This window comes from Sphingobium sp. Cam5-1, assembly GCF_015693305.1.
Classification (GTDB): Bacteria; Pseudomonadota; Alphaproteobacteria; order Sphingomonadales; family Sphingomonadaceae; genus Sphingobium.
The window spans coordinates 1,864,629-1,890,820 of sequence record NZ_CP065138.1; the positions used below are offsets into that span (position 1 = coordinate 1,864,629).

Annotated in this window: 26 protein-coding genes and 2 pseudogenes; 11 read left to right on the top strand and 17 right to left on the bottom strand. The window is 60.9% G+C overall.

The features are described from left to right. The 4 genes from kdpC (at window position 1) to IZV00_RS09315 (ending at window position 4,414) form a co-directional block, all read left to right on the top strand. Window positions 1-591 carry a potassium-transporting ATPase subunit KdpC gene (gene kdpC, locus IZV00_RS09300; RefSeq protein WP_196224396.1) on the top strand — a complete coding sequence of 197 codons (591 nt, stop codon included), beginning with the start codon at window positions 1-3 and terminating at the stop codon, window positions 589-591. Continuing rightward, the gene (locus tag IZV00_RS09305; protein ID WP_196224397.1) at window positions 588-3,254 is read left to right on the top strand and encodes a sensor histidine kinase; all 2,667 of its coding nucleotides are present in this window, start codon (window positions 588-590) and stop codon (window positions 3,252-3,254) included. Before kdpC ends, IZV00_RS09305 begins: the two co-directional genes overlap by 4 nt. Then, entirely contained in the window at window positions 3,251-3,937 is a 687-nt protein-coding gene (locus tag IZV00_RS09310; protein WP_196224398.1) for a response regulator, read from the top strand. The genes IZV00_RS09305 and IZV00_RS09310 overlap by 4 nt, the downstream gene beginning before the upstream one ends. Before the next feature lie 120 nt (window positions 3,938-4,057). After that, window positions 4,058-4,414, top strand: a complete 357-nt coding sequence (locus IZV00_RS09315) for a hypothetical protein (RefSeq protein WP_196224399.1) — start codon at window positions 4,058-4,060, stop codon at window positions 4,412-4,414. Between the two features lie 57 nt (window positions 4,415-4,471). Here the strand turns inward: IZV00_RS09315 and IZV00_RS09320 are convergent, their stop codons facing one another. The 6 genes and pseudogenes from IZV00_RS09320 to IZV00_RS09340 all read right to left on the bottom strand — a co-directional run bounded on the left by IZV00_RS09320 (window position 4,472) and on the right by IZV00_RS09340 (window position 6,935). Beyond that, window positions 4,472-4,666: a helix-turn-helix domain-containing protein gene (locus tag IZV00_RS09320; protein ID WP_196224400.1), complete on the bottom strand. Its 195-nt coding sequence runs from the start codon at window positions 4,664-4,666 to the stop codon at window positions 4,472-4,474. Window positions 4,667-4,699: 33 nt separating this feature from the next. Further along, a complete protein-coding gene (locus IZV00_RS21150) occupies window positions 4,700-4,840 on the bottom strand; it encodes a hypothetical protein (RefSeq protein WP_230463161.1) in 141 nt (46 codons plus the stop codon). A 55-nt stretch (window positions 4,841-4,895) separates the two neighbouring features. Next, the gene (locus IZV00_RS21155) at window positions 4,896-5,072 is read right to left on the bottom strand and encodes a hypothetical protein (protein WP_230463162.1); all 177 of its coding nucleotides are present in this window, start codon (window positions 5,070-5,072) and stop codon (window positions 4,896-4,898) included. A 79-nt stretch (window positions 5,073-5,151) separates the two neighbouring features. Continuing rightward, window positions 5,152-6,329, bottom strand: a pseudogene (locus IZV00_RS21505) (DUF3363 domain-containing protein). Further along, on the bottom strand, window positions 6,283-6,495 hold the full coding sequence (locus IZV00_RS09335; protein WP_196224401.1) for a hypothetical protein: 213 nt from the start codon (window positions 6,493-6,495) through the stop codon (window positions 6,283-6,285). The pseudogene IZV00_RS21505 and the gene IZV00_RS09335 overlap by 47 nt, the downstream one beginning before the upstream one ends. After that, on the bottom strand, window positions 6,492-6,935 hold the full coding sequence (locus IZV00_RS09340; protein WP_196224402.1) for a transposase: 444 nt from the start codon (window positions 6,933-6,935) through the stop codon (window positions 6,492-6,494). The genes IZV00_RS09335 and IZV00_RS09340 overlap by 4 nt, the downstream gene beginning before the upstream one ends. A gap of 119 nt (window positions 6,936-7,054) precedes the next feature. Between IZV00_RS09340 and IZV00_RS21510 the strand changes: the two genes are divergently transcribed. Next, on the top strand, window positions 7,055-7,243 hold the full coding sequence (locus tag IZV00_RS21510) for a transposase (RefSeq protein ID WP_443020077.1): 189 nt from the start codon (window positions 7,055-7,057) through the stop codon (window positions 7,241-7,243). Between the two features lie 41 nt (window positions 7,244-7,284). On the opposite strand, the gene IZV00_RS09350 is transcribed toward IZV00_RS21510, so the two are convergent. From IZV00_RS09350 to IZV00_RS09365, 4 genes and pseudogenes are all read right to left on the bottom strand, one after another. After that, window positions 7,285-9,513: a TonB-dependent receptor gene (locus tag IZV00_RS09350; protein ID WP_196224403.1), complete on the bottom strand. Its 2,229-nt coding sequence runs from the start codon at window positions 9,511-9,513 to the stop codon at window positions 7,285-7,287. Window positions 9,514-9,589: 76 nt separating this feature from the next. Continuing rightward, window positions 9,590-10,447 carry an acetoacetate decarboxylase family protein gene (locus IZV00_RS09355; protein WP_196224404.1) on the bottom strand — a complete coding sequence of 286 codons (858 nt, stop codon included), beginning with the start codon at window positions 10,445-10,447 and terminating at the stop codon, window positions 9,590-9,592. A gap of 486 nt (window positions 10,448-10,933) precedes the next feature. Beyond that, window positions 10,934-11,344, bottom strand: a pseudogene (locus IZV00_RS09360) (tyrosine-type recombinase/integrase); the annotation flags it as partial. Beyond that, window positions 11,254-12,573: a tyrosine-type recombinase/integrase gene (locus IZV00_RS09365; protein WP_196224405.1), complete on the bottom strand. Its 1,320-nt coding sequence runs from the start codon at window positions 12,571-12,573 to the stop codon at window positions 11,254-11,256. The gene IZV00_RS09365 and the pseudogene IZV00_RS09360, both read right to left, overlap by 91 nt. A 404-nt stretch (window positions 12,574-12,977) precedes the next feature. On the opposite strand from IZV00_RS09365, the gene IZV00_RS09370 reads away from it, so the two are divergent. Next, window positions 12,978-14,729: an SIR2 family protein gene (locus IZV00_RS09370; protein WP_196224406.1), complete on the top strand. Its 1,752-nt coding sequence runs from the start codon at window positions 12,978-12,980 to the stop codon at window positions 14,727-14,729. 11 nt (window positions 14,730-14,740) lie between these two features. Here IZV00_RS09370 and IZV00_RS09375 read toward each other — a convergent pair whose 3' ends face one another. Continuing rightward, window positions 14,741-15,379 (bottom strand): hypothetical protein, encoded by a 639-nt coding sequence (locus tag IZV00_RS09375; RefSeq protein ID WP_196224407.1) that lies wholly within the window; start codon window positions 15,377-15,379, stop codon window positions 14,741-14,743. Then, on the bottom strand, window positions 15,369-15,629 hold the full coding sequence (locus tag IZV00_RS09380; protein WP_196224408.1) for a hypothetical protein: 261 nt from the start codon (window positions 15,627-15,629) through the stop codon (window positions 15,369-15,371). Before IZV00_RS09380 ends, IZV00_RS09375 begins: the two co-directional genes overlap by 11 nt. Window positions 15,630-15,874: 245 nt before the next feature. Here IZV00_RS09380 and IZV00_RS09385 point away from each other — a divergent pair, with 245 nt between their 5' ends. The 3 genes from IZV00_RS09385 to IZV00_RS09395 are packed head-to-tail and all read left to right on the top strand — an operon-like array spanning window position 15,875 to window position 19,852. Then, complete coding sequence (locus IZV00_RS09385) at window positions 15,875-16,798, top strand: Mu transposase C-terminal domain-containing protein (RefSeq protein WP_196224409.1); 924 nt, start codon at window positions 15,875-15,877, stop codon at window positions 16,796-16,798. Window positions 16,799-16,847: 49 nt separating this feature from the next. Next, entirely contained in the window at window positions 16,848-18,023 is a 1,176-nt protein-coding gene (locus IZV00_RS09390; protein ID WP_196224410.1) for an ATP-binding protein, read from the top strand. A 53-nt stretch (window positions 18,024-18,076) separates the two neighbouring features. Beyond that, window positions 18,077-19,852, top strand: coding sequence for a hypothetical protein (locus tag IZV00_RS09395; protein ID WP_196224411.1), 1,776 nt, complete (start codon window positions 18,077-18,079; stop codon window positions 19,850-19,852). Window positions 19,853-20,208: 356 nt separating this feature from the next. Here IZV00_RS09395 and IZV00_RS09400 read toward each other — a convergent pair whose 3' ends face one another. The 3 genes from IZV00_RS09400 to IZV00_RS09410 are packed head-to-tail and all read right to left on the bottom strand — an operon-like array spanning window position 20,209 to window position 22,371. After that, window positions 20,209-21,198 carry a sigma-70 family RNA polymerase sigma factor gene (locus tag IZV00_RS09400; protein WP_196224412.1) on the bottom strand — a complete coding sequence of 330 codons (990 nt, stop codon included), beginning with the start codon at window positions 21,196-21,198 and terminating at the stop codon, window positions 20,209-20,211. After that, the gene (locus IZV00_RS09405; protein ID WP_196224413.1) at window positions 21,185-21,613 is read right to left on the bottom strand and encodes a hypothetical protein; all 429 of its coding nucleotides are present in this window, start codon (window positions 21,611-21,613) and stop codon (window positions 21,185-21,187) included. Before IZV00_RS09405 ends, IZV00_RS09400 begins: the two co-directional genes overlap by 14 nt. Continuing rightward, window positions 21,610-22,371: an SDR family oxidoreductase gene (locus IZV00_RS09410; RefSeq protein ID WP_196224414.1), complete on the bottom strand. Its 762-nt coding sequence runs from the start codon at window positions 22,369-22,371 to the stop codon at window positions 21,610-21,612. Before IZV00_RS09410 ends, IZV00_RS09405 begins: the two co-directional genes overlap by 4 nt. A 168-nt stretch (window positions 22,372-22,539) precedes the next feature. Between IZV00_RS09410 and IZV00_RS09415 the strand changes: the two genes are divergently transcribed. After that, window positions 22,540-22,995, top strand: a complete 456-nt coding sequence (locus IZV00_RS09415) for a carboxymuconolactone decarboxylase family protein (protein ID WP_196224415.1) — start codon at window positions 22,540-22,542, stop codon at window positions 22,993-22,995. 260 nt (window positions 22,996-23,255) lie between these two features. On the opposite strand, the gene IZV00_RS09420 is transcribed toward IZV00_RS09415, so the two are convergent. Next, window positions 23,256-24,365 carry an AI-2E family transporter gene (locus IZV00_RS09420; RefSeq protein WP_097093052.1) on the bottom strand — a complete coding sequence of 370 codons (1,110 nt, stop codon included), beginning with the start codon at window positions 24,363-24,365 and terminating at the stop codon, window positions 23,256-23,258. A gap of 679 nt (window positions 24,366-25,044) precedes the next feature. Here IZV00_RS09420 and IZV00_RS09425 point away from each other — a divergent pair. Next, window positions 25,045-25,461: a hypothetical protein gene (locus tag IZV00_RS09425; RefSeq protein ID WP_141397866.1), complete on the top strand. Its 417-nt coding sequence runs from the start codon at window positions 25,045-25,047 to the stop codon at window positions 25,459-25,461. Window positions 25,462-25,529: 68 nt separating this feature from the next. Here IZV00_RS09425 and IZV00_RS09430 read toward each other — a convergent pair whose 3' ends face one another. Further along, a complete protein-coding gene (locus IZV00_RS09430) occupies window positions 25,530-25,802 on the bottom strand; it encodes a hypothetical protein (RefSeq protein ID WP_097093049.1) in 273 nt (90 codons plus the stop codon). Window positions 25,803-26,192 lie beyond the last annotated feature (390 nt).

A 26,192-nucleotide genomic window follows, 5' to 3' on the forward strand; every position in this document is an offset into this window, starting at 1 on the left:
ATGGGCAAGGACTTCCTCTCTTCGCTGCGGCCTGCGATCGTCATGACGATCCTGTTCGCCTTGCTGCTCGGAATCGCCTATCCTCTGGTGATGACCGGGATCGGACAGGCCATTTTCCCCAGCGCAGCCAATGGCAGCCTGATCCGCGACGACGGCGACCGGGTGATCGGCTCAACCGTCATCGGGCAGGCCTTCACCTCCGACCGCTATTTTCAGACGCGGCCATCGGCGGCGGGCAAAGGATATGACGGCCGCGCTTCGGGTGGCTCCAATTTCGGTCCGGCGGCGCAGGCGTTGGCCGATCGCGTAAAGACCGATACTGAGAAGCGCCGCGCGGAGGGCGTATCCGGCCCGATCCCGGCCGATCTGGTCACGGCAAGCGGTTCGGGCCTCGATCCCGATCTCTCGCCTTCTTCCGCAATGGCGCAGGTGCCCCGCGTAGCGCAGGTGCGCGGGCTTGAAGAAAATCGGGTGCGCGATCTCGTTCGCCGCAACATTGAACAGCCTTTGCTGGGATTTCTGGGTGAGGATCATGTGAACGTCCTCGCGCTCAACCGACAGCTTGATCAACTCTCCGGCAGGGCGCGTTGAACGAACGGGAACGGCCCGCACCCGAAGCCTTTCTGCGCGCGGCGGAACAGGAGGGCCGCGGCAGGCTCAAGATATTTCTGGGGGCCGCCCCCGGCGTTGGCAAGACATATGAAATGCTGGTGCAGGGGGCTGCACGACAGAAGGCAGGGATCGATGTCGTCGTTGGCATTGTGGAAACACACGGCCGCTCCGAAACGCAAGCGCTGACTCACGCGCTGGAAGTACTGCCGCGCCGGTCCATCGACTATCAGGGCCATGTCCTGACCGAGATGGACATCGACGCCCTGCTGGAGCGGCGCCCCGCGCTGGCGCTGGTCGATGAGTTAGCCCACACCAACGCTCCGGAAAGCCGCCATCCCAAACGCTGGCAGGATGTGGAGGAGCTGCTCGACGCGGGGATCGACGTCTATTCGACGCTCAACATCCAGCATCTGGAGAGCCTGAACGACGTCGTCGCCTCCTTCACCCACGTTCGGGTGCGTGAAACCGTTCCCGACAGCATCCTCGAACAGGCCGAGATCGAGGTCGTCGATATCCCGCCCGCCGAACTCATCGAACGTCTGAAGGACGGCAAGGTCTATCTGCCGCAGGAGGCAACTCGCGCACTCGCGCACTTCTTCTCAAAAACCAATTTGTCGGCCCTGCGCGAACTGGCGCTGCGGCGCGCCGCGCAGACGGTCGACGCGCAAATGCTGGAGGATCTGCGGGCGCAGGCCCTGGGCGGCACTTGGGCGGGGAGTGAGCGCATATTGGTGGCGGTGAGCGAACTGCCGGGCACAGAGGCGCTGGTGCGCGCTGCCAAGCGCATATCCGACGCCGCCCACGCGCCCTGGAGCGCGATCCATATCGAAACCCCCCGCGCGCAGCATTTCGGCGAGGAGGAGATGCGCCGCATCGCATCAGCGCTCAATCTTGCCTCCAGCCTTGGCGCGACGGTCGCCACGCTGCCTGCACCCACCGTGGTCGAAGGCCTCAAAAGCTACGCCGATGAAGCGCGCGCCACCCAGCTTGTCGTCGGCAAGTCCCTGCGCTCCCGCTGGTTCGAATTCCGGCATGGATCAATCGTGGACCGGCTGGTCCGGGAAACGCCGGGCGTGGCGGTCCATGTCCTGCCGCTGGATGAAACAGGTCCCGCCAGAACCGTTGGGCCACGGCATCGCGGCCACTGGGGCAAACCCACTGGATATGTCTGGACCACATTGCTTGTCGCGGGGGTGACGGCCTTCGGGTCAGCGCTTTTTCATATTCTGGACCTAGGCAATGTCGGTTTGCTCTATCTGCTCCCGGTCATGGTCGCGGCCAGCCTCTTTGGCCTGCGAACGGGGCTCTTCGCGGGGATAGCCTCCAGCCTCGCCTATAATTTCTTCTTCCTGCCTCCCACCGGCACGCTGACGATCAACAACCCGGAAAATATCATCTCGATCTTTGTGTTGTTGGGCGTCGCCATCGTCACCAGCCAGTTGACGGCCCGTGTGCGCGCGCAGGCCGACCTCGCCGCTTCCAGCGCGCGGACGAATGCAGCGCTCGCCGGCTATCTGCGGCAACTGACTGCGCTCGGCGATAGGGATGAGGTGGGGAAAACCGCCTGCCAGGAAATCGGCCGCCTGCTCAATCTGCGCGTGCTGATCCTTGAGCGACACCGAACAGGGCTTATCGTACAAGCCGCAAGCGAACCGGGCGTAAACGTCGAGACGATGGAACTGGCCGCGGCGCAATGGGTGCTGGACACAGGCCAACCCGCCGGGAGGGGAACGGGCAGCCTGACGGCATCGGACTGGCAGTTCCAGCCGCTCCGCGCAGGCGAGCGCGTTCTGGCGGTCATGGGCTTCGCACGCGATGACGGCAGGGACCCGATCCGATCGGATCAGCTTCCGCTGCTCACCAGCCTTCTGGATCAAACCTCGCTCGCACTGGAGCGGCTGCGCCTCGAAAGCGAAATGCGCGATCTCGACAAGGTGCGCGAACGCGACCGGCTGCGCGCCGCGCTGCTGTCGTCCGTCAGCCATGACCTGCGCACACCTCTGACGGCTGTTCTTGGCGCGGCGGCGGAACTACGCAAGCGCAGTCACGACCCCCTGCTGGACACGATCGAAAGCGAGGCGTTGCGCCTCAACCGCTTTGTCGCCAATCTGCTCGACATGGCGCGGGTGGAGGCGGGGGCGCTCCGCCTGCATATCGAACCGGTCGATCTGACCGATGCTGTGAGCAGGGCCGTCCATGACACGCGCCGATCGCTTGAAGGGCATCCGATCCAGCTCGACGTTCCACCCGACCTGCCTCTCGTTAATGTCGATGCACAGCTTTTCCATCACTGCCTGCTCAACCTGCTGGACAATGCCGGCCGCTATGGCGATCCGGGAACCCCGATCACGATCCGCGCCGAACGGACTTATGGCGAACTCGTCCTGTCGGTGGTGGACGAGGGGGCTGGGCTTCCCGCAGGGCAGGAGAAGGAGGTTTTCGACACCTTCAAGCGATTGGAGGGATCCGATCGGTTGATCAGCGGCACTGGACTTGGTCTCGCCATCGTGAAGGGCTTCGCCGAAGCCATGGGCATAAGCGTTGATGCCGGTAACCGTACCGATGGCAGCGGCGCCCGGTTCAGCCTGCATTTCCCCGACCATCTCCTCACCCGCACCACCGAGCAGGATCAGCATATATGAGCACCCAGCGGATTCTCGTCGTCGATGATGAAGTGCATATCCGCCGCCTGTTGCAGGGCACGCTGAAGCGAGCCGGCTATGACGTGGTTGAGGCAGTCAACGCGACAGAAGCTTTGGAGGAGGCCCGCCGGGCAAAACCCGATGCCATCCTCCTGGATCTTGGCCTGCCGGACCGCGATGGTCTGGAGATCATCCAGTTACTCAAGGCGGCGCTGGCCGCGCCGATCATCGTCGTTTCTGCTCGCGAAGCGACCGAGCAGAAGGTCGCCGCACTCGATTTGGGCGCGCATGACTATGTCACCAAACCGTTTGACAGCGAGGAAGTTCTCGCCCGCCTTCGCGCCTCGCTGCGGGAACGCGTGGCGGCTCAGGGCGCCGCACCCGTTGTCCATTCCGGTGCTGTGCAAATTGACCTCGCCAATCGACTTATCTTGCGCGATGGCGAGGAAGTGCATCTGACCCGCAAGGAGTTCGACGTCCTCACCCAAATGGCGCTCCACCCCGGACGTGTCGTGACCCATCAGCGGATACTCGAAGCCGCGTGGCCGCACGATCATGACCGCCGGATCGACTATTTGCGGATCGTCGTGCGCAATCTGAGGCAGAAGCTGGAGGCAGACCCGGCACAGCCGTCGATGATCGTCAATGAACTCGGCATTGGATACCGGCTGATGGCGGATTAGCTGCGGGTCGCATCGCCGCGTCGGCAAAGCCTATGCAAATACTATGATGATCTGAACTTCAGCCGCTCGAAAGCATATACGCCGCTCCGTAAATCCCATGACGCCACGATGGAGGGCGGCATGACGGTAAGGAAGAAGAGCTTAAAGCAAAATCTGTGCCTCAGGCTGGCCGGGCTTTTGCTTATTGTCGTCGGCGGGCTGGGACTGAAGCTGCTATTTCGGGTGGTGAATCTTCCGCCCGCGCATGAGGCGACTATCACAGAAATGGTCGTTGCGGCTGCAAGTTTCCTCAGCGTCACAAGCGGCGCCATGCTGTTTGTTCTCGGCACGCACATATCCGACCCGGTCACGTTGTCGGATCGTTGGGCAACACTGCCGAACAGACATATGGCTGTTGAGCAGCGCCACATCGCACCCACGCCGTCATCGCGCCATCTTGATGACGACGCTGAAGCGCAGCATCGCTCTGACACTTGAAGCGAACGGCGGGTTCGGAGCTCATAATCCTGCCGCGGCTACGACCAAAATTGGCGCTTAGCTGCCTTGCTGCATGCTGCGGAGGAAGGTCTCAAGCGATGCGACCGGTATGAGCGTCATACTGCCCACCTTGATGGTTTCGATCTCGCCCTCAGCAATGAGCAGGTAGAGCTTGGACCTGCCGATTCCGGTCATGCGACAGGCATCCTTAATGCGGACCGTGATCGGCGCGGGGCATGGCTCGATGCTCATGGCTGTTCCTCCGGCTTCGCAAGGGCAGTCACCTCACCACTGTCGCACCAGGCGCTGCTCGACCAGCTTCATGAAGCTGACATAGCGCGCCCTTCCCAGGCGGGCGGTGTCGCTGTCGAAGGGCGGCTGGTCTGCCACCAGCGTCAGCTGGTGCCGGATGAACAGACCCAGCATTTCGGTCAGCGCATCGACCTTGCGCTCGAGCCGCTCGGCCGTCCGGTTCTGCCGGTCAAGCCGGCCCTAACCGCTGGTCCAGTTCCTGCGCGCCCCTGCGCTCAAGCCAAGCATTAAGCACGTCGGTCAATATCTGCGTCTTCGACGTGCCGGGGCTGGCGGTCAATGCATCCAGCTTAGCCGACAGGTGATCGGGAAGGTAGAATTGATGGCGGGTCTTGAACGTCTTCATGGCCCGCAACATCCGCCAAGTCGCCACGGGGCGACAGTGTCTCCATGGTGCCGTGAGGTGCCCGTCGGAGGGCGGCCGGTCAGCTGATGCCCAATCCCCTACTCCTGCCGCCAATGGTCCAGCTGATCGGACCCTCACGCATGACGCCAGACACGGGCTTGCCGACGGCCCGCTCGAGAACCGGGCGCCAGGGCACGAGGCTGAACTCATGCGCCCTCTCGATCACGGCATAGCGCTGGTCCCCAAGGGCCACGGCGCGGCGATAGATGCCCTCGATCGGCTCACCGCGCCGCGGCGTGACATGTCTCAGCCCGGTTTCCTGTTCGATCTGCTGGCTGGTTCGGCTGAGCTCGCGCTGCTGGAGGACGACAAGCAAATCACGGCGGAGGCGGACAGTCTGTCCCTCCTGTTCTGCCAGCCCTTGCTCCACGAGCCATGCCTGCCGCTGGACAAGGCTCTTCCTAACATCCGCCCCGACCCACCGGAAAGCTGCTGCGGATGATCGCTGGCCATCTCGCGGTCGAGCCACGTCGCGCCTTGATGAGTGGCGAGCTGTTCGAGTGGCCTGACCGACAGGGTCTCGATGCGAACCGGCAGGCGTCGGCCCTTCTCCCGTTCATAGCGTTCGGAGTTAGCCAGATGGTCCTGGCTGATGACCCAACTGCCGTCAGCTTGGCGGTCGGGCGCACCAATCAGACGCCGCATGGCCTCGAGCCGACGGACATGCATCTCTGCTGCGCTCTCGGTTATCGTCCTGTCTTGCGCGAGATGGAGGTCGACACTGTATCGGCCCTGATGCTGGGCAGCGATTTTAGCCACCGTGCGATCGACATCGCGTACCTCGACCGGTGCCGACGACAGGCGGACGATGCTGCCCGTTCGAACAGCCTGCTGGTCCTCGCCGATATCGGCATAGTGGCTGTGGCCATCAATGCCGTCGAGGATCAGATAGCGCCGGTCGCGATGCTCGTCGGACAGGCCAGTGGCGACGACCCTGCCGGTGATCGTCTTGCCCTGAGCGGGATCGTACAGGGCATGGTTGTGGGGCGGACGATGGATGCCTGCTTCCCGAAGCTCCCGGTTCAGCGTCCGGATAATGTCGCCGCGCTCGCCCATGCGCCGCAGCGTGGGCTCCAGTTCACGGTCGAGCGTCCAGCGACCGTTCCTGCCTTCCTCGGCCAGGCCGAGCCGGGACAGCGTGCGTAGCCGCTCAATGAGCGAAGCATGTTGGCCCGGATCGGCCTTGGTGACGGTGATGACACCCTCTTCGCTTGAGACTGCCGCGCTTCATCGTCCAGCGCGCGTCGATGTCTTTCTGGTTCGCCTTGGCCGGTTCGTCCGGCCAAATCTCGTCCGCCGCCTTGCCTTCCTTGATCAAGGCCTTCTCCTCGTCGGTCAGGTGCTGGCGCGGTGCGGCGATCACCGTCGCATCGATAATCTGCCGCCCTGCGCCAGATAACCGCTGGCATTCAGCCGCGCATCGAACAGCGCGAACAGCTTCTCGATCGCTCGGGCTTGCACCAGGTGCTCGCGGAACAGCCAGATCGTCTTGGCGTCGGGGCTCGGCACATTGGGCGTCAGGCCCAGAAACCGCAGGATCGACAGCCGGTCCCGGATCTGGAACTCCGCCTGATCGTCCGACAGATTGTACAGCACCTGGAGGACCAGCACCTTGAACATCATAACGGGATCATAGGGCGGTCTGCCGCCCTTCGCCCCATCCGAGCGCTTCAGCGCCTTCTCCAGACGGTAGCGGAACGGCTCGAAATCGACCACCTCGGCCAATGTCACCAGCGGATCGCCGCCCTTGGTAAGCCGCGCCAGATGTTCCTCGTAATTCCAAAAACCTGCCTGCCGCGCCATCACCGCCTCCGATCATCGCGAAAGCAAGTGAATCACGACGCCGGGGTAACCGCCAGAGGTTTTTCGAGGCGTCCGACTGGTTCCGCAAGGCCCTCGCCGAACGCAACATCACGGCCTGCATCCCGTCAAAGCGGAACCGGAAGGTGCCGATTCCGCAAGACGCTATGCTATATCGCCAGCGTCACAAGATCGAGAATAGGTTCGACAGGCTCAAGGACTGGCGCCGCATCCATACCCGCTACGACCCGCCGCGCTCACACCTTCATGTCGGCCATCTGCATCGCTGCAATCGTCATCTTCTGGATTAATCAATGAGTCCTGTTCTTAGGTAGCTACCCGGCGGCGCCTCTTATCTCAATTTGAATGTAATCGATGCACCAACCCATCGTGGCCGGGCAAATACATGTTGGGCAAGCGAGATAAAAGACAGATCGGTGCTGTATACGAGGTACTTCTGGTCAGTAACGTTCTGGACAAAGACTGCAATGTCGAACGGCGCCTTAGAGGGCTTGAACTCCGCGCGAATGTTGCCAATTGCATAGTCCTTCTGCAGGCTAATCGGGGAGTTAAACGTATCAAAATATTGGGTTGAATTCCATTTCCAGTCGGTCTGAAGGGCCATCTCGTTTGACCCAACATTCCACTCGTAGCGAGCCATGCCGCCAAAACTCCACTTGGGTGCCTGGGGCATGCGGCGGCTTAAGCGCTCGCCAGTCGGCATTGCTATATCGCGGACCTTGGCGTCCAAATAGGTGCCAAACAGGCTGAAGGTTAAAGCATCTGACACCCTTCCGTCTATTTGAAGTTCTACACCATCGATTCGCGCATCTTTGTTCGTAATGAACTGGGTCGTACCGATAACCGAGTAGGCTTGATAGCCATCATAATCATAATGGAATATCGATCCATTAAAGTGCAGTTTTCGATCAAATAGAGTTAGCTTGAAACCTCCCTCGTAATTTGTCAAAATTTCTTCACCGTAATTAATTCGGTCAATATCTGGCGGGACATAGCCCAGAGTGCCGAATCCGCCTGCTTTAGTACCGCGATTTGCGCTCACGTAGAAAAGTGCCGAATTGCTAGGCTTGAAATCTAACTCCACCTTGCCACTGTAATTGTTGAAAGTCTTAGATGAAATTTCGGGGTGCGTTATGCGGTTTACAACTGTATTTAGGACACCGTTGTCTGATACTCCATAGTCAAGCGTCTTTCGTTCCCAACTGTACCGTGCGCCCACTATTGCGGAAAAAACGTTGGAGAATGGATATTCGACTTGACCGAATACAGCTTCAGATTGGGTTCGGATATCTGTATAATAGTCGAGACGGTCGAAAAATAAAGGAAAGTCTGCAACGTATTGGTTGGCAGTCTTTAAACGGAAAAGATATCCCCCGACGGTCCAGTTTATCCCGCTGGTCTCACCGCTTAGGCGGAGCTCTTCAGACCATTGCTCTAGCTGTTGACGGGAGTCATAAGTAAATATGTCATTGGGACTACCGTCTCCATCATCCTGATATAGCTTCTTCAGATTCTGATAGTCGGTAATTGAGGCGAGGGTCGCAAAGCCGAAATCATGTGTAAGCCGTGCGGTAGCCGAATAATAAGTACGGTCAAACACGCCTAGCCGGTTCGTATTGCTGACGTAAATGTCATCATTTGCATCTTTGTAACCAAAAAGATCGCAGCCGTTGCAGGTGCCGTACGGATTATCGTTGGGACCTACTGGTGCGCCGACGCCAAATTCATTCTGGATTGTTGTCGTGTGGCCATACAATCCGGCTGAATCATTGGCGTTACGCAGCAACTGGCCCTTCACGAGCAGCGTAGTGGATGGTCCGACATCAGCCGCTAGCTGCAGACGGCCAGCATAGAAATTGGTATAGCCCTTGTCGCGGCCCTGATCGTTGCTCAGATAGCCATCGTTATGGTTCGTGGAGATCGATAAGCGGGCGCGCACGCTGTCATTGACTGGGCCACTTATCGCTGCTTCAGTGCTAATCTGGCCATAACTGCCGACGGTGAGCGTTCCAAAGCCTTCAAGTTCGCGAGATGGCTTGGCAGTGAATACCTGGACTAGCCCGCCGGTAGCATTGCGACCGAACAAGGAACCTTGTGGTCCGCGAAGGGTTTCGACTCTTTCAAGGTCGAAGTTTTGGCCGCTAATTGCTCCCAGCGATGCGACATACACCTCATCGTTATAGAACGCGACCGGTCCCTCTTGGGAATCGGCAAAGTCGTTTTGTGATACGCCCCGGATATTAAACACGACTTGGGTCGCGCTGTATGTGTTTGCCTGTACGCTCGGTATCTGATTAGTAATGGCGCTTATGTCTTGCCTGCCCAACGAAGCAAGACCATCAGCACCGATGGCCGAAATGGCAACTCCTACTTTCTGGATATTTTGGACGCGCCGTTGTGCTGTCACGGTGATTTCACCGATCTCTGTCGATTCCACTGCCGACGTCTTTTCCTTAGGTTCATCAGCTTGCTGCGCGTAGGCCGCGTTGCTTGCTATCGATGTTGCCAGGAGTGCTGCTGTTAGAGGTCGGCGGCACAGCAATCTAGTCATCTTGTTCATATTCCTCCCCTGAAATTTTGCTTTGTGGCCAAGATCTGCGCCGTAATGAGGGTATCAGTCAGCTCCTCTGAAAAGGTCAAAGACGCGTAGGATTGTCCGAGTGGCCAAATCCAGCTTGTGCGCGCAGCTTCTTGGCCAAAGCCATCCGTTCCTGAGAATACTGCCTCGGATTTTGCAAATTCTCGGTCGCTACGACTCGTGGCCAACCGAATTCAAAATCATAACGGTCGATCCGCGCCGCGACGATTTCGACCGGGCCCAGAAACGAAAGCGGATCGGTCGGCCCGTCAAAGAACTGGATGTTTGCGTCGCCGCCATTCACAGAGTGAAACACGGCAGCGTCGTCGGGGTCCGTAGCGATAACATCCAGAGGCAAAGCTCCGCTCGCATCCACCTGCCCATGTGGACGCACTTGAAGGTAAGGGTCCGAGTCGCCAAAGCCGGGGATGTGGGGCCATGCGCTTGCGTTCAGCGGTTCCCTTTCTTCGAAGTTGATGATGGCGAGTGTGTAGCCGTCCTTCTTAACTTCGATATGGAAGCGCCCATCATGCTCGACCCAACTGAGCTCCGCATGCTTTTTCGGCCAGCCCCAAAGCTCTCGGCCGGCCGATACTCCAAATCCACTGTTTAAATATTCAAGAAAGCAGTGGCGGCCACGCATCTCACCGTAAGACACAGGCATACCAATATCAAACAGCAGCGCGTTGCGTTCGGTGGCATTCTCCATCAATATCCGATCAAAATGACTTAGCCAGAGACAGAAATACTCACCTTCGGCTATCTCCGGCTTTAAAGGCCAAGCGACTAAATCAGAGAGTGTGCCGGGTCTGGCCTTTCCTATGATCGTTATAAGCGAAGAATTCTTGAATATGTGCTTGGGGCGTTCATAGAACGGGCTCCAGGTCGGAAGGGGATAAAATTCAGGGTTTGCCATAGTGCCTCCTATAGACTTGCAAAGATCCCCACCGCACTTGGCATTTACGGAAGAAGGGTCGTTATGCAGCACGGAATTGACAGCCTTTTCCGGTCGGTACTCATTTCTAACCGATATCTACTGCTTCCGATCTACATGAGGGGTGGATGCGTTTGTGTGGTTCGGCAATACCCCGGCGAGGGTAGCCGCCAACCACTCGTGGTTCATGCCGCGACCCAATTTCAAAGGTTTTGCCAGTGACAGACTTGAAGTTACGCACCTGCATCACGGGCGCTGGCGAGGTAAGCTTCCCAAACTCGGGGCATGGATCTCCGGCTGGGTCCATCAAAACAGCTTTAGAGGCGATCCTTTACCCTATCTGCAGTCACGAGTGACTGGTTTGGACGAGAGCAGCCGTTCAAGGTTGGGCTACGAAATGTCCTGATCTGTGAAGGGTTTCGGGCGCTTGCGTACGAAAGCCTCCAGTGCAGGAACCCACGCACCGGCTCAACCGGAAGGTGCCCTGCCTTCCATCACGGCCACGATCTGGTCGAGCGGGCTGGCCACCGCCCGCATCGTCTTGCTCGAGACCTGGGTATAGATGCCGGTCGTGTTGATGTTCACGTGTCCCAGCAGCACCTGGATGACCCGGATATCGACGCCTTGCTCGAGCAGGTGTGTGGCAAACGAGTGGCGCAGTGTATGCGGGCTTACCCGCTTGTGGATCTCGGCGCGCTCGGCCGCTTACTGCACGACGCGGTGCAACTGGCGAGCCGAGACCGGATCCGTGCCGCTGCGGCCGGGGAACAGCCAGCCATGAGGTAGCATCACTCCGCGCCGCTTGCCTTCGCGCCACCATTGACGGAGCAAGTCCAGCAGGTGCGGTGAGAGCATGGCGTTGCGGTCCTTGCGTCCCTTGGACGCAGTATCTTCCGCTCGTCCTTCAGCCGATCCAGATAATCACTCCACCATTGCGCCATTTCGACACGTTCATTCCAGACGGGTCCACGAGCATAAGCCGCTCGAACGCAATCGCGATCCTTGTGCGCTAACGCCCGCTCAATCGCATCCGGATGCCACTTACCGCACTCATTCAGGAGAGTGGACGCCATGGACCGAAAGCCATGCGCCGTCATCTCGTAGCCTGAATAACCCAGCCGCCGCAGGCCCGCATTGACGGTATTCTCTGACATCGGATTTGCCGCGCTTCTGATCGAAGGAAAAACATACTTCCCCCTCCCGGTTAGATTTCTGATCTCCGTCAGGATCGCCAAAGCCTGCCGCGACAGAGGCACCTGATGTTCGACCCGTCCCTTCATCTTTGCGGGCGGAATGCGCCAGACGGACTTCACCACATCGATCTCTGTCCATTCGGCTTTCCGGAGTTCCCCCGGCCGAACGAAAAGGTGCGCCGACAACTGCAGGGCCCAGCGCGTCAGCGGCTGCCCCTCATATCCATCTATGGCACGTAGCATCTCGCCCGCCCGTTCGGGATCGAGAATGGCCGCGTGATGCTTGACCTTGGGTATGGTCAGCGCACCACGAAGATCGCGCGTCGGATCTCCAGCCGCCCATTGAGATGCCACTGCGTAACGAAATACCTGCCCGATGAAATTCAGCGCACGTTTCGCACTCTCATGCCGTCCCTTCTTCTCGATTGGCCGCAGAGCTAGCAGCACCTCCATCGGCTGGATTTCGGAGACTGGCCGCTTCCCCAGAACAGGAAAGACGAGCTTGATGAACCAGCGCCTTTTCTTGATGGTCGCTTCCGCAAGCCCCTCGCGCTCCTGCTTTTCCAGAAGCATTTCGGCCACCTTGGAAAAGCTGTTTTCCGCGCTGATCCTGGCGGCTGCCTTAGCCTTCTGCTTTTCGAGAGCGGGGTCCAAGCCAGTAGCATGCACCTCCCGCGCCTCGTCCCGCAATATACGGGCTCGCTTGAGAGACACATCCGGATAAGCGCCAAGCGAGAGTAGCTTTTCGACCTTCTTGAACCGTCCTTGGGCATCAAGCCCATCGATCCGAAATTTCAATCTCCATAGCCGGCTGCCATTTGGGCTGATCAGGAGGAAAAGGCCGCGCTCGTCAGCGACCTTGTAAGGCTTGTCCTGAGGTTTCAGCCCCCTGATTCTCGCGTCCGAAAGCGCCATCAGTCGATCATCCCATCTGCCTCGACCGCTTCCTGGGGGTATCGCGTTTCACGCTTTAGCCTCATACCCCTTCCCGATACCCCCAATGGGGAACGGACAGGCATGGACGGCGACAAACGCACCTGACCAGAAAGAGTGAATTTTTAGCAGATTTCCGCCGTTTTTTCAACCTGAAGTGGATGCTGGCGGAGGAGGTATGCCAAGGCTACTTAAGGCCGGTTTATGTAGCACCCCGGAAATCCTGGTCGGATCGGCGATTGTGCTACTTAATGGACCATAAGAACTCAGCGATCTGCTACTTAACGGTGGTGCACCGAAAAAGCAATATCCCGGCCCTTGGCCCCGCCCATATTGCCTAGCCCGCCGGGCCCGATACAACGATGCCCCCTCCCTGGAGACAGCCGTTGATCGACCCGAATACCCGCCTTGCATTTTCCGTCGTAGAGAACCCTGGCGTCTATGCGCTTCTCTTGGGGTCAGGCATTTCCCGCGCGGCGGAGATACCGACGGGGTGGGACATCACGCTCGATCTGGTCCGGCGGGTCGCCGCGGCAGAGGGTGTGACGGATGTGTCCGACTGGGCCGCATGGCACATCGAGAAGTTCGGGGGCGAGCCCGGCTATTCCTCGCTGCTCGACGCGCTGTCGGTCACGCCAACGGAGCGCCGGTCGATCCTGCACCATTACATCGAGCCGTCGCAGGACGACCTGGATGCTGGGCGACGCATCCCGACACTGGCGCATCATGCGATTGCCCGTATGGTGCAGTCTGGCTTCATAAAGGTCGTGGTCACGACGAACTTCGACCGATTAATGGAGACGGCGCTGAGCATGGTGGGCGTCGAGCCGATCGTCATCAAATCGGTGGACGATCTCGCCGGCGCTAGCCCGCTTCCCCACAGCCGCTGCTATCTGCTCAAGATCCACGGCGACTATCTGGACAATCGCATCCTCAATACCGAGGACGAACTGGCCGCCTACCCCGGCGAATATAATGCACTGCTCGATCGCATCCTCGACGAATATGGATTGATCGTGTCGGGCTGGTCCGGCGATTGGGATCCGGCGCTACGGTCGGCGCTAACGCGTGCTCCCAACCGGCGCTACCCGACATGGTGGGCATCACGGGGCGAGCCGTCCACCGCCGCCGACGATCTAATATCCGCGCGCGCCGCCACCGTCATCCCGGTCACTGACGCCGACAGCTTCTTCGTCCAGCTGGCCGATGGGGTCGAGGTTCTGGAGAAGGCCCGGCGGCCGGCGCCGGAGACGATCGAGATGCTGATCGCCGCAACGAAGCGGAACCTTGCTTCCCCCGAACGGAGGATCGAACTCGGCGACATGATCGCGAACGAGGCAGAGCGAGTGATCAGGCGGATCAAGAGTGAGGAGTTTCCGGTCCAGCACCCCAGCGTGACGAACGACGTGCTCATAGAGAGATGGCAGGCGCTTGAAGCCGTCGCCGAGCCGCTCGCCCGGATGGGCGGTATCGCAGGTCGGTGGGGCGATGGGAGCGAGTTCGACCATATGCGATCTGCCGTGAAGGCGATCGTCGGGAGCCAGCCCGATAACGGCAATCAGGCCCTCATCGGTGTTGCGAACTATCCTGCCTACCTGCTCTATCATACCTACGCCCTTGGCATGACAAAGGCGGAGCGCTGGAAGGACCTGTTCAGGTGGTTCACGATGCCGTTGACCCGGCGACACCGGCAAACTTCGCTGGCCATAAATTCGATCTTCCTTTCGTACTGGGACGGCGTCGAGTTGGACTGGTGGAAGCGATGGCCTGGTCTGGACCGGCGCAAAACGGCGTGGGCGGACCACATGATAGATGCGATCGTGCCGTGGTCGCGCGACTTCGGGCTGATCGGCGGCGAGGCAGTCGACAACTTCCATACGCTTGAGGTGCTCGGCGGCTTCGCCAATCTGACCGGATCCGACGCGGAATACCTCTCCAAACTGAACGATCCCATCTGGATGCCATGTGGTCAGACAGGCTGGAACGTCGACGCCCGCGCCGCCATCGTGGAAAGGCTACAGGCGCCCGACGTCCAGCCGCAGATCCTTGCCGTCGGCTTCTGCCGCGGATCAGCCGAGCATTGGGCCGGATGCCTGAATGCGTTCGACCAGCTGAGCCGGCGCATGGGCTGGTGGTGAGATGACCGCGGTCAGTACGGCACCTCCCACGGCCGCGCCCAGGGAACCCGCCACTCGGCCGGCGCCGCTTCGAACCTGATCAGGGTCATGCGGGCAGAGCGCGGCGGCGCCACCTCCACGATCGGATAAGGGCGCCCGACGAGGATCGGATGCTCGACGGCTCGATCGAGCATCGCCCCGACGAGGGCGGCCCGTTCGGCGTCGCCGAGCACGCAGGGCAGCGAGAGAATACCGCCGCGACGTCTCGTAATTATCGCGAGCGAGCCGACGCTGAGGACCATGTGGGCGGTGTTGGCGCCCATCCGAAGGACCAGCTTGTCCATCACCTCGAACCGCTCGCCGGTCATGCGGTTGACCGCGCTCACCCGCTGACGATCGTGGCAGCGGCCGCTGGCGGACCAGCCGCGCACCGCGATCCGGCCGTCCGGTCCGTGCGGCCAGTCGGCACTGGGCTTCACCCGCCATGCCGCCTCGTCCAGCTCCTGCGACGTGCAGGCGTCGATCAGCAGCGGCGACGCGAGCCGGATCGAGCGGGCCAGATGGCTACGGTAGATCTGGACCCGGCGCGCGCCCACCTCCAGCGCGAGCGTGGCCAGCTCCAGCCTGGTCGATTCATCTATCGCGGTCCTGCGTGCGGCCTCATCCTTCATGGCTTTCCTCCGGCCTGTCTTCGTTGATCAGATGCGCCCCGTCCATCTGGAAGACCGAATGATGCTCCCGCTCCAGATCGAGATAGAAGCCGAAGTGCTTCTTGAAGCGGATCACGGCGAGCGCGGCCGCCAGCATGTTCATGTCGCTCACCTGCGCGGTGGAGCCGTAGATGTGCTCGCCGGCGACCGCCATCGGGATTCGGGCGGCATCGCGAACGTGCTCGCGCATGTCCCGCGTGCTGGTGGTCACGCGGACGGCGCCCGTCAGGCCCGCGTCGGTCGCCTCCAGACCGATGCCCGTGTCGATGAATGGCAGTCCCCGCCGTTCGAGCTGCTCGACGATGATCCGGCGCGAGACGCCGACGTCGATGGCGATGAATACGAAGTCGACATGGTCGAGCAGATGCGCGTTGTTCGGACCCAGCTTCGCCTTACAATCCTGCCGAGGTCGCGGTCGTCACCATCGCGAAGTTCCGCGAAGTCTTCGCCGAGGTGGTGGCGTACTACCACACCCACGGCCACTCCGGGCTCACCGACCGTCCCCCGCTCGATGTTTGGATCGAGCAGGTGACTGAGCACGGCCGGGACTGGGTCCGCGATCCCGACCACTTCCAGCGCGCCGTCGGCCGCTACGACGAGGTCCAGTTCCGCGGTGATGGCTTCCGGATCAAGGAGGGCCTGCGCTACGGCACCAATGGGACCAACGACCGCTTTCCGCAGTCGAACGAAGACTTCCTCCACCACTTCGCCCTCGCGCGCGGCACAGTCGCGCAAACCAAGAAGCGCACGTTTGACGAGGTGAAGGTCAAATACGATCCCAACGACCTCAGCCAGGCGTGGATCTTCGACGAGCTCACCGAGGAATACGTCGCGGTCCCGTGCACGACGCCCCGCTATTCCGAGAACCTGCCGCTCTGGCTCCATGAACGGGTCAAGGCCTACGCCAAGGCGCAGGGCCTCGCCTTCGAGGAGGACAACGAGATGCTCCACGTCCGCGAGGAGTATGCGAAGATGGTCGCCCGCCATGTGCCCGAAGCCGACTTAGCCGACCGACGGGCCGCCGCGCGCCTCAACGACACCCAGGAGGCTCAGACCTATCTGGGCGACACCGCAGAGCTTCTGCGCATCAAGTCGTCGCCAACCGGAATGGAGACCGTGGTCGAGCACGATGTCCGCACCTCCACGCGCCGCGACGCGAAGCGCCGCATGCCGCGCAGCGCTGCCGGCGGGGCAAAGGGCGGCGACGCCAGGCGTGGCGGCAAGGGCGGCAGGGGCAGCGTCAACTCCCGCGACAGACGCGACGCGCCGCACAGCACGCCGGCGCCCGAACTGACCGTCGCCGAGCAGAATCGTAGGGACGCCGCCTACGGCGCCCGCCGGAGCGACCCCTCCTGGGACGACAGCAGCTACGGCTCCTGATCCCAGTCCGCCCAACACCACCCAGTTTTACCACCGAAGGAGACTGCCCATGACGAACCCCGCCCCCAAGCCGGAAAAGGACGAGGCCGAGAATTTGCCCAAGGCCCGCAAGGCGGCCCCGCGCCACAAGCGCACCACCGCTCCGCGCCGCCTCGATAATGCGCGTCGCACCGCCGAGCCGCTTCCGTCTTTCAATGCCCACGCCCTCTACGACCCTGAGGCGCCCGCTCCCATCGAAGGCGCCGCGTCTGCGCTGGTGGTTTCCTATCCGGCGGCTCCTCTCCAGCCGTCGACGCCCCCGAAGCAGTCGGACCTCGCCGAGGAGGTCGGCGCCAAGCTCGCCATTTTCGAAGACATGGTCTTCCCGACCCCGGCCCAGATCGCCACCATGCGCAAGATGGACACGCTCCGCCACATGGGCCTCCATCAGGCCAGCAGCGTGCAGCGCCGCGCCTACCGGTTCCTCCAGCCCTCAGGTGCCGGGAAGAGCACCTGCGCGAAGCTGCTTAAGAAGTCCGTGGAGAACCAGCCCGGTCGCGATCCGTCCAAGAAGCCGGTCCTCCACGTCACCCTCTCCACCACCGGAACGCCGAAGAGCCTCGCCACCTCGATCCTCTCCGCGTTCGGGGACGGATACGCCGGCCGCGGCGAGGCCGACCTCCTCCTCGAGCGGGTCAAGCTCTGCATCGAGGAGTTCGGAGTGGAGCTGCTCATCATCGACGAGCTTAACCACTTCCGCCAGAAGCACCTCGCAGCCGACGCCGCCAACACCATCAAGAACATCCTCACCCTTGGCTGGGCTCCAATCGTCCTGATGGGGACAGACGAGGCGCAGTCGCTGTTCGCCAACAATCGTGAGCTCAAGAACCGCTGCGCGCCTCAAGACATCCTGCGCCCCTACGACTTCACGGACGAGGACAACGATCTGCCCGTCTGGATCGAGTTCATGAAGCGCATCGACGCTGGCATGGCCTCGCGCGGCATCCTCGAAGAGAAGTCCGGCCTAGACGATCCGACGCTCGCGAAGGACCTGTGCGAGGCCAGCAACGGTCTTATCGGCGAATTCCATAACATCGTGCTTTCCGCCCTCGAACCGGCACTGCTCGCAGGCGAGTCGCACCTCAGCTACGACCGCCTCGTCGAGGCGATCGACGCCTGGTGCCTTGCGGACGGCACCATCGACCACAACCCCCTGCGCCTGCGTCGCACCGGCGAGGCGAAGTAATCGTGCCCGGCCCCGTCCTATTCGGGATCGAACCGATCCCGGGCGAAACCTTGATGAGCTTGGTCACCCGCGTGGTGGCCAGGAACGTCTTGCCATCGTCCCATGTCATCTTGGAGCAGGTCGGGGCCCCACACGCCCAGAACCCCACTGCCGCCATCGCCGCCAAGCTGGACGAAGCTCTGCTTGCCAGCATCCTGCGACAGCCCGTCGAAGAAGTCACCGAGCGGCGGCACGCGCCCTCCGACGTCGAGGGCTTTGTCCAAAGTTTTGGCGTCACCGTCCGGGCGGACGAGCTGGTCTTCCGCCGTCGCCGCTTCGCACCTAACGCCGTCGCCGCCAGCCCCCATATCCGCGCGACCTGGTCGCACAAGATGGTGCCCTGCGACACAGGGACGTGGGAGTACCTCGTCAACGCCTGCCGGTGCGGAGCCGTCCAGAGCTGGCGCGCGGCCTACCATCTTGACCGCTGCGACCGGTGCTGTCGGCCGCTCGCGCACGTGCCCGCCGACACGGTCGATCCGTCTTTTCGCGACGGACTGGCCTTCCTCATCGGCCTGATCGATCCAGCCGAAGATGCCCGCCATGCGGCACGCGCCCACCTTCCTGGCGCGCTGCACGAATGGGACGGTGGCATGGTCTTCGAACTTGCGCTCGCTCTGACTAACCTCACCGCGACGTCCTACATCCCCCGTCGAGGGCATCAGCCTCCCGACGACGACCTGCTGTGTTACACCCAGGCGCTCTCCCAGACCGCCGATCTCGTCCGCGGCTGGCCGCATTCCCTGGTTCCGGCGCTGGAGGCTGCCGTCGTCGACCGCTCCCTTTCACGGCGCAACGTCCGCTACACCGGCATCGCCGACTACATCCCTGCGCTCGACAGCGAGGTGCTGCCAACCATCGTCCGCGAGGAGATCAACCGCGTGCTGGCGCCCATCGCCACCGCTGCAGGCACCACGCCCGACGACCAGATCGCGATGATGGATGCCGTTGACCTCTCCGGGTGGCCGCTCGGCACCCTCGCCGAAGAGCGCCGCGCCGGCCGTCTGAAGACCCGCATATGCTTCCGCGCCAACCGCGTGTTCCCCGCCCTCGACCGGGCCGAGGTCGTCTGGCTTCGTGACTTCCGCGACAACCGCAAAAGCGCCGAGGCCCTCTCCTCCGCGCTCCATCTCCCCCGGTATGCGGTTCCCCAGCTCGCCGATGCCGGCCTCCTCACGATCGAAAAGCATCCGTTCGTGATCTCACTCTTTGACGCCCATCAGCTCCATAAACGCGAGCTGGCCGAGTTCGTGGCCGCCCTCCAGGCGGCTCAGGTCCCCTCCGACGCCATCGATAATCCGATTCCGCTGCACCGCGCCGCACGCGCCATTGGGGGAGGGCTCAAGCCTTGGGGCGTGATCTTCTCTCGCATGCTAACAGATGCCTCGGCAACCGATCGCATCGCGTTCAGCATGACCGGCGGGTCGATCAACAGGATCTGCATCTCGGCAGCGGACGCGCGCGCGCTGCGCAATCTGGACCTGCGTCACACCCAGCCGGGCGTAATCGCACCCCGCTGTTCGCAACGCGATGCACTGGAGATCCTCAACCTGCCGGCCAAGCACGCCCACCTCCTCAAGCGATTTGCTGGAGCGGATGACGAATGGCTAATGGATTGGGGCGACGTGCTGCGTTTCGCCGGTGACCGGATCACGCTCACCGAGATGAGCGCGCGGGTGGACATGAACGGGGCGAAGCTGGAAGCACTGCTCGAGAGTGAAGGTTGCCCGCGGAGCGACGACTTCGGATGGTTGCGCACGTCGGCGCTGAAGGCGCTCTCGCGAACCTAACTGCTGGGGATTGCTGGATCACGGCCCGGCGGGGGGTACCCCGACCGGGCTTCTTCTTGCCAAAATGGCGCATTAAGTAGCGTTTGAACCGCTCTTAAGTAGCTTTGGCAAGGTAATGGTGCCGCTTACGGGACCCAAATACCTATCCTAACCTTTTGTTTCTATTAAATTTTTCTAAATCACGCCTGGACAATGCCCCCAAGACTGCCCCCAAAATTGTTCTAATACCTTGATATCGTTGGAGTTTGTTTACCAAATTGTGACTCACACAGCGATTTTCTTTAAGACTAGAGGGGGCCATCGCCCCTTCCCTACCCGTACATCGAGAAGCGATTTTATGCATTTTGGAAGGCGTCTTATGGCCGGTAGGCGAATGTCCGGATTGCAGCGTCGATATGGGGATAGCTGCCGTTCGCGTGGCGTCGGCTCGCGACCAACTCACGACCTTCAGGGCCGTGCTGCGGATGACGGTCTGTGCCGAAAGCTGCCGCCAGATGACGAAGCTTGTCCGGGTTACGAACTATATAGATTGCCGCGATGCGCCCATCGCGCACGTCGAGCGCGGTCGTCTGGAGCACGTCGCCACGATCAATGCTGACGTAACCGGGCAGGCCGTTAATCGTCGCGGTGCGCAGTAGCGTCGGTGCTGACGTGTACTTGCGACGCAGCCCGGCGAACAAGCGAAGCGCTCGCTCGATCCCGCGCACCACATTGCGGAAGGCTATAACCTTACCGCCGCCATCGGAATGTATTTCGACATCGCGCGCCAGTATCGCAGACAGCGCGGTAGCGTCACCATCGCGGGCGGCAGCGAAGAAGGCGCGCGCGATCCGATCGGCCTCAGTTGCCTCCACGGTGAAACGCGGTCGCGCATGCTGTACGTGCCTGCGTGCGCGTGAGGCAAGCTGCCGGACGGCGGCGGGCTCGCGTCCCAATGTCCTCGCGACATCGGTGAGCGCCATGTCGAAAACGTCGTGGAGCAGGAAGGCGGCACGCTCCAGCGGGGACAAACGCTCCATTGCAAGCATCAGTGTGAGCGTCACGTCGTCGGCGATCGTCTCTTCTTCCTCAATAGTACCCATCAACGGTTCAGGCAGCCAGGCACCGACATAGGTCTCCCGGCGCACCCGGGCGGACTTGAGCTGATCGAGGCAAAGCCGAGTGACGATGCGGGTCAGATAGGCTGCCGGCGTGTCAACGCTCTGCACCGTTGCCGCCCAACGCAGCCACGCTTCTTGCAGGATATCTTCCGCCTCGCTGAGAGAGCCAAGCATCCGATAGCCAAGGCGAAGCAGTCGGGGCCGCTCAGCCTCAAAATCCGCGAGACGTTCATCACTGTGCAGCAAGAGTTTCCCACTCCGACAATGCTTGGTTATCGCGCCAGGCCCAGAGGGCCAGAGCGGTCGTCGCTATAGCTGGTAAGGTCACCGCAGGAAAATCCTGAGCCAGTGCACCTGTCCCACAGATGCCGACCGCCACCTCCCAGAAATGGAACAGTGCATGGCCGGCAAGCGAGATGGCAGCGGTAGACCACAGAGGGACGCGCGACGCCGGCCGAGCAACACCTGCGAGCATCGCGGTTGCGACGAGCAGGAAGATCAACCCGATGTCGCGCACGAAATGCTGGTTGAATGGACCGGTCGTGGTGACGCCCGGTACCGCGAAGTACCATTTCCCAGGTGAGATCAGCATGAAGAGGCCATTGGCGGCGGCCCCGAGACCGAGCACTGCGGCCAGTGCGAGCGGAAGGTTCCGGCTCATGCTGCGCTTTCCGCCGCGCGAGCGGCAAGCCACTCATCGAAACGCGTGGGCGCGATCCGTGAATTTTCATCCGGGACAAGCGAGCAGTCGTTGGCGGGGGCGCCAAAATAGTCACGTTCGGCGGTGACGTTGATCCGGCGTGGATCGTCCCGTGCGCCTAGCCAACTGGCGGTGAACTCGGCCAGGGGTGCGCGCTCGGGTCCTGCCACTTCGATGATGCCGCCGATCGGGGCAGCTGTGGCGATCTCGGCAAGCAGGGCCGAGACATCAGCTGCGGCGACCGGTTGGAGCGCAATCTGTGGCAAATACACGGCGCTGTCCCTCGTGTAGGCATCCGCGATGGTTGATAGGAACTCGAAGAACTGCGTGGCGCGCACGATCGTGTAGGGTATGCCGCCGGCCGTGATCAGTTGCTCCTGAACCAGCTTAGCGCGAAAATAACCCGATGCCTGAAGACGATCGGTCCCCACCACCGAAAGTGCGACGACGTGGCGCAATCCCGCGTTGCGTGCTGCTTCCAGCAAGTTGGTTGTCGTGCCGCGGAAGAAAGCGAGAGCGGCCGCGTCCTCGAACGAGGGGGCATTGCTGACGTCGACCATGACGGCGGCATCCGTCAGCGCTTGCGCCAGGCCGGCGCCGGTCAGCGCATCGATGCCTGTGCTAGGTGAGGCGACGACGACCTCATGGCCCTCGGCCCGCAGCAGACCGACGAGCGGCCGGCCGATCAGCCCGGTGCCACCGATGATAACGATCTTCATGTCCATTCTCCGATGCAAGTGTCTGCCTGCATGACGAGATGGCCGCCACCGGTGTGACATGACGACAGCAGGATCAAAAAATATCTGCGCCATGATGTCACGATGCACAGGCTTCCCTCGTCAAGTCAGCGAGCGCCGATGATCGGTGCCAGTGACGAGGAAAGCAGCATGACCGATACGAAGCGTTTGAACTGGTCGGAAATCGCCCCCGTGGGCGCCAAGGCCCTGTTCGGGGTCCATCATTATGTAACCCAGAAGACGGATCTTCCTGAAGAGCTGATCCATCTCGTCTTCCTACGTGTGTCGCAAATCAATGGCTGCGCCCATTGCATCGATATGCACACCCGTGACCTGCTCAAAACCATGGCGATCGACAAAGTCGTGCTGGTCCCCGTCTGGGCCGAGGTGCCGCATCTGTTTTCTGACCAGTATCGAGCAGCGCTGGCCTGGGCTGAGGAAGTGACCAACATCAGCACGACCCATGCTTCGGACGAAGCATATGCGGCCGCTGCCGCCGCCTTTGCTGAGAAGGACTTGGTCGATCTCACGCTAGTTATCGCGGCGATGAACGCGTTCAATCGACTGGGCGCGCCATTCCGCCTGCCCGTCGCCGCGAAGCCATAGGCTTATGAAAGGGGGAGCATATCTTTGCTCGCCCTTCGACGGCATGCGACCGGACTCAGCCGTTCGCGCCTGATCCGATAAACGTCCGGTTCCGCCGGAAGCAATCGATCGCATCGACGAAGCGGACCATCGGCATCGCGCCACTTCTCGCGGTCCAACTGCTCGTTTCGGCTCTCAGCACAAGCTACTTGTTCAAGTCAGGCAGTCGGTTTGGCGATCGAAAAGCCGCCATGTCCGACAAGCCGCTTGCAAGTACAAGATCACGCGGTTCTGTCCTCCGCCGCGTCTGCGCTCGCGAGGACCTCCTCCTTGTCCTCGTGGAGGTAAAGGCGGCGCACGATTACGAGCACCACGATGGTCAGCGGCGTAGCCAGCAGAACCCCGGCGACTCCAAAGAGAATGCCGGCCGCAATGATCCCGAAAATCGTGATCGCTGGTGGCAGGTCCACCATCTTGTTCTGGACGAGCGGCATGATCAGGCTGCCTTGTACCTGCTGGACAGCCAGCAGCAGGCCCAGCGTCCACAGCCCGGTCGCGGTTCCCTGTCCGAACCCCAGCACCACGGCGGGAACCCCTGCGATTAGAACGCCAAGGTAGGGCACAAACTCGGCCAGACCCGCCACTAGGCCTATCGCCCAGGCGGCCGGCACGCCAACCAGCCACAGCGCCAAGCCCGTCGCAACGCCGACGAACAGCATGCCTAGGGCCTGTCCCTTCAACCAGTTTTTCAGCGAGATCGAGATCGCGTCGAGCGTTTCGGCCGACTGACTTCTTGCACTGAGCGGGATGAGCCGAAGCAGGCCGGTGGAGTAAAGCGTCGGCTGAGCCGCAAGGTACACGCCGCCCACGAGAACGATCAGCAGCAACGACAGGGCTCCGCCAACCGCCGCTAGAGCTGTCCTCGCCGCGCTGACTATGGCCTCGCTGCTGGGCGCCAATCCTTGCGCTCGCTCTAAGATGGCCGCGCCGATGGGCAAGGCCGCAATACGGCCTTGCAGGCCTACCCATGCGGTCGGCAGCCGCTGGGCAAGCTCGCCGAACTCCGCCTGCATCGTGGCGCCGAAGAACGCGAAGGCCCCACCGATCACTGCGATGAACAGGATGACTGTGACTGCCAAGGCCATGCTGAGTGGCATCCGGACCCTCCCGCGCAGGGCATTGGTTCCGGTCAGCAGGATCAGCGAGACCAGGGTGCAAGCGAATAGGAGCAACAGCAGGTCCACGAGCATCCACAGCACGTAGGCCGCAGCGAGCGTTAGGATCACGACGGCTGTCGCCCGAAAGACCCGCCGTTCAAGACTGTCACGCGCCGGAGGTTGGGGTACTTCGGACTGGGTTACGAGCTCGGATTGTTCGACGAAGTTTGTCATCAAGCACGACCTTAGCCTATCTTAGCGCGTTATCCAGTCTGGCAGGCGCTTTATCCCAGTAGCGACCATTCCGTTCCGGCCAAACTGCGGCCTTTCCTGCGACATCTCTTCGTGGCTACGTCACAGCGTCTCGGAGAAGCTGAACTTGGGAGCGATCTTAGCGGCTTAGGAATTGCCTAATGAGGGGCAAGAAGGCTACTAGGCCAGGCTCGCTTGCATGCACCTAAGCTGGCGTCAAAAGGCAGAAGGGCGGCCGACCATCAAGCCGCCATACGACTCAGTTTGGCACTCACGATCAATCCGCGACTCGCCTCGTAGTATTAGACGTATCGCCAAGCCATTGTTCCATGCTCCTCCGCACCAGCCTGATTCCAAACCCCGCAGATCGGCTTGCCTCGGGACGCCACGAATTCGGGATGCCATTCATTCACGAAAACGGGTTTAGGATCGCCACGTGGGACGTGGTATACTGGCGCATCCCGGCTTCGACTCCGTCCATGGCGGCCGTGACTGAGAGACTACTCAAACCGAAGTAGGCAGGCTCAACAAGGCTTTCGACGACCTGGCGGCGCCGTAAAGACGCGGGGCAAGCCCCCTGGCTTGTTCAGTCCACAGAAGGAAACTGCGATTCCTGGAACTCGCTTTTAAATCGAAGCGCTCCTCAACCGGAGGTGAGAATATGTCTGATGCGCAAGGAGGGCGCAGGCGCTTTAGCGCCTTTCGATCGGCAGCTGAAGAAGTAGGGATGGCTGTCAAACGAAACGCGGCAGCAGAAGGCCGTTTAAAATACGTGCTTCAGCAGAAAGCCGCATCACCAACGGCTTCCCAGAAGCGTGAACAAAGGAATGTCTCAGCAATGAATATTGAAAACACTGATCTGGAACGCCGGGTACTGGCCCATGAACGCATTTTACGGGCCTTGATCCGTCATATCGCAGAAGAGCAGCCCGACATTCTGATGCGCCTCAAACAAACGTTCAGCAGAGGTCATGTCTTGGGGGAGGATGAACAGGATTATGTGTCCACGCAGCAGTATGGTGACCAATTCATCAGGGAGATTGAACTGGCGATAGCGCGACAGGCCGACACAGTATAAAGCCGCGAGGGCCTGCACTAAAAGCTCGCGCTTTACCGAACATACGGCGGTGCGGGCTCTTCGTTCCCCTACCTCGAAATGCCACCGCCCTCGTTCTCCCATTCGTCGAGAGCAGTGGCGAGTTCATCTCTCCTTCCCCTGCTCCACCAAGGCTGACCGCGCAACTCATTGTCAGCAGCCTTTGCCCGCGAACGCCCGTGGCGTTCGGCCAGCCAAATCCCGGCAGCGACGATTTTCTCATAGCCGAAGATCGATGCGGCACTGGCTATTCCAGCAGCAGCGCGGATGACATAATCTGCCCATTCGGCATGTCCCGCCTTGTTTTTAGTATCAATAATCATGATGCACTCCGGGTCAGCAAGCGGGAGCGCTCGAGTCTCTCAGTCACGGGATGCTTGCGACTAGAACCGGGTGATGTTTCACCTTATCACAATTGAGCGAACCCGAAGAGTCTTGTTTTACCCGCATTACGTAGAGAGCGGATGGACGTTCCCACCTGGTCGGAAATAGCCGGTTCAGGGCAAACGCGTAACTCGATATGGCCATCGTAAGACAGATCGCCTCTTCTGTAATAAGAATTCCAAAGAATTTTTTGGTAGCATGATATTAAAGTGAATAGCAAAAAAGTCGTTTCAGCTCCAAAGGTTAACGATATTTAAGGTCTAGGATAGATTTAAAGCTATCTATTTCAGAAAAACGAGTTCACAACATTGGTGCGACCCAGAAGGATT

What these genes read in the sequence shown, in the direction of transcription:
- kdpC (WP_196224396.1), top strand. Translation starts at nt 1, where the DNA reads ATGGGCAAGGACTTCCTCTCTTCGCTGCGGCCTGCGATCGTCATGACG.
- IZV00_RS09310 (WP_196224398.1), top strand. Translation starts at nt 3,251, where the DNA reads ATGAGCACCCAGCGGATTCTCGTCGTCGATGATGAAGTGCATATCCGC.
- IZV00_RS09315 (WP_196224399.1), top strand. Translation starts at nt 4,058, where the DNA reads ATGACGGTAAGGAAGAAGAGCTTAAAGCAAAATCTGTGCCTCAGGCTG.
- IZV00_RS09320 (WP_196224400.1), bottom strand. Translation starts at nt 4,666, where the DNA reads ATGAGCATCGAGCCATGCCCCGCGCCGATCACGGTCCGCATTAAGGAT.
- IZV00_RS21150 (WP_230463161.1), bottom strand. Translation starts at nt 4,840, where the DNA reads ATGCTGGGTCTGTTCATCCGGCACCAGCTGACGCTGGTGGCAGACCAG.
- IZV00_RS21155 (WP_230463162.1), bottom strand. Translation starts at nt 5,072, where the DNA reads ATGAAGACGTTCAAGACCCGCCATCAATTCTACCTTCCCGATCACCTG.
- IZV00_RS09340 (WP_196224402.1), bottom strand. Translation starts at nt 6,935, where the DNA reads ATGGCGCGGCAGGCAGGTTTTTGGAATTACGAGGAACATCTGGCGCGG.
- IZV00_RS09350 (WP_196224403.1), bottom strand. Translation starts at nt 9,513, where the DNA reads ATGAACAAGATGACTAGATTGCTGTGCCGCCGACCTCTAACAGCAGCA.
- IZV00_RS09355 (WP_196224404.1), bottom strand. Translation starts at nt 10,447, where the DNA reads ATGGCAAACCCTGAATTTTATCCCCTTCCGACCTGGAGCCCGTTCTAT.
- IZV00_RS09365 (WP_196224405.1), bottom strand. Translation starts at nt 12,573, where the DNA reads ATGGCGCTTTCGGACGCGAGAATCAGGGGGCTGAAACCTCAGGACAAG.
- IZV00_RS09375 (WP_196224407.1), bottom strand. Translation starts at nt 15,379, where the DNA reads ATGAAGGATGAGGCCGCACGCAGGACCGCGATAGATGAATCGACCAGG.
- IZV00_RS09390 (WP_196224410.1), top strand. Translation starts at nt 16,848, where the DNA reads ATGACGAACCCCGCCCCCAAGCCGGAAAAGGACGAGGCCGAGAATTTG.
- IZV00_RS09395 (WP_196224411.1), top strand. Translation starts at nt 18,077, where the DNA reads ATGAGCTTGGTCACCCGCGTGGTGGCCAGGAACGTCTTGCCATCGTCC.
- IZV00_RS09405 (WP_196224413.1), bottom strand. Translation starts at nt 21,613, where the DNA reads ATGAGCCGGAACCTTCCGCTCGCACTGGCCGCAGTGCTCGGTCTCGGG.
- IZV00_RS09410 (WP_196224414.1), bottom strand. Translation starts at nt 22,371, where the DNA reads ATGAAGATCGTTATCATCGGTGGCACCGGGCTGATCGGCCGGCCGCTC.
- IZV00_RS09415 (WP_196224415.1), top strand. Translation starts at nt 22,540, where the DNA reads ATGACCGATACGAAGCGTTTGAACTGGTCGGAAATCGCCCCCGTGGGC.
- IZV00_RS09420 (WP_097093052.1), bottom strand. Translation starts at nt 24,365, where the DNA reads ATGACAAACTTCGTCGAACAATCCGAGCTCGTAACCCAGTCCGAAGTA.
- IZV00_RS09425 (WP_141397866.1), top strand. Translation starts at nt 25,045, where the DNA reads ATGTCTGATGCGCAAGGAGGGCGCAGGCGCTTTAGCGCCTTTCGATCG.
- IZV00_RS09430 (WP_097093049.1), bottom strand. Translation starts at nt 25,802, where the DNA reads ATGATTATTGATACTAAAAACAAGGCGGGACATGCCGAATGGGCAGAT.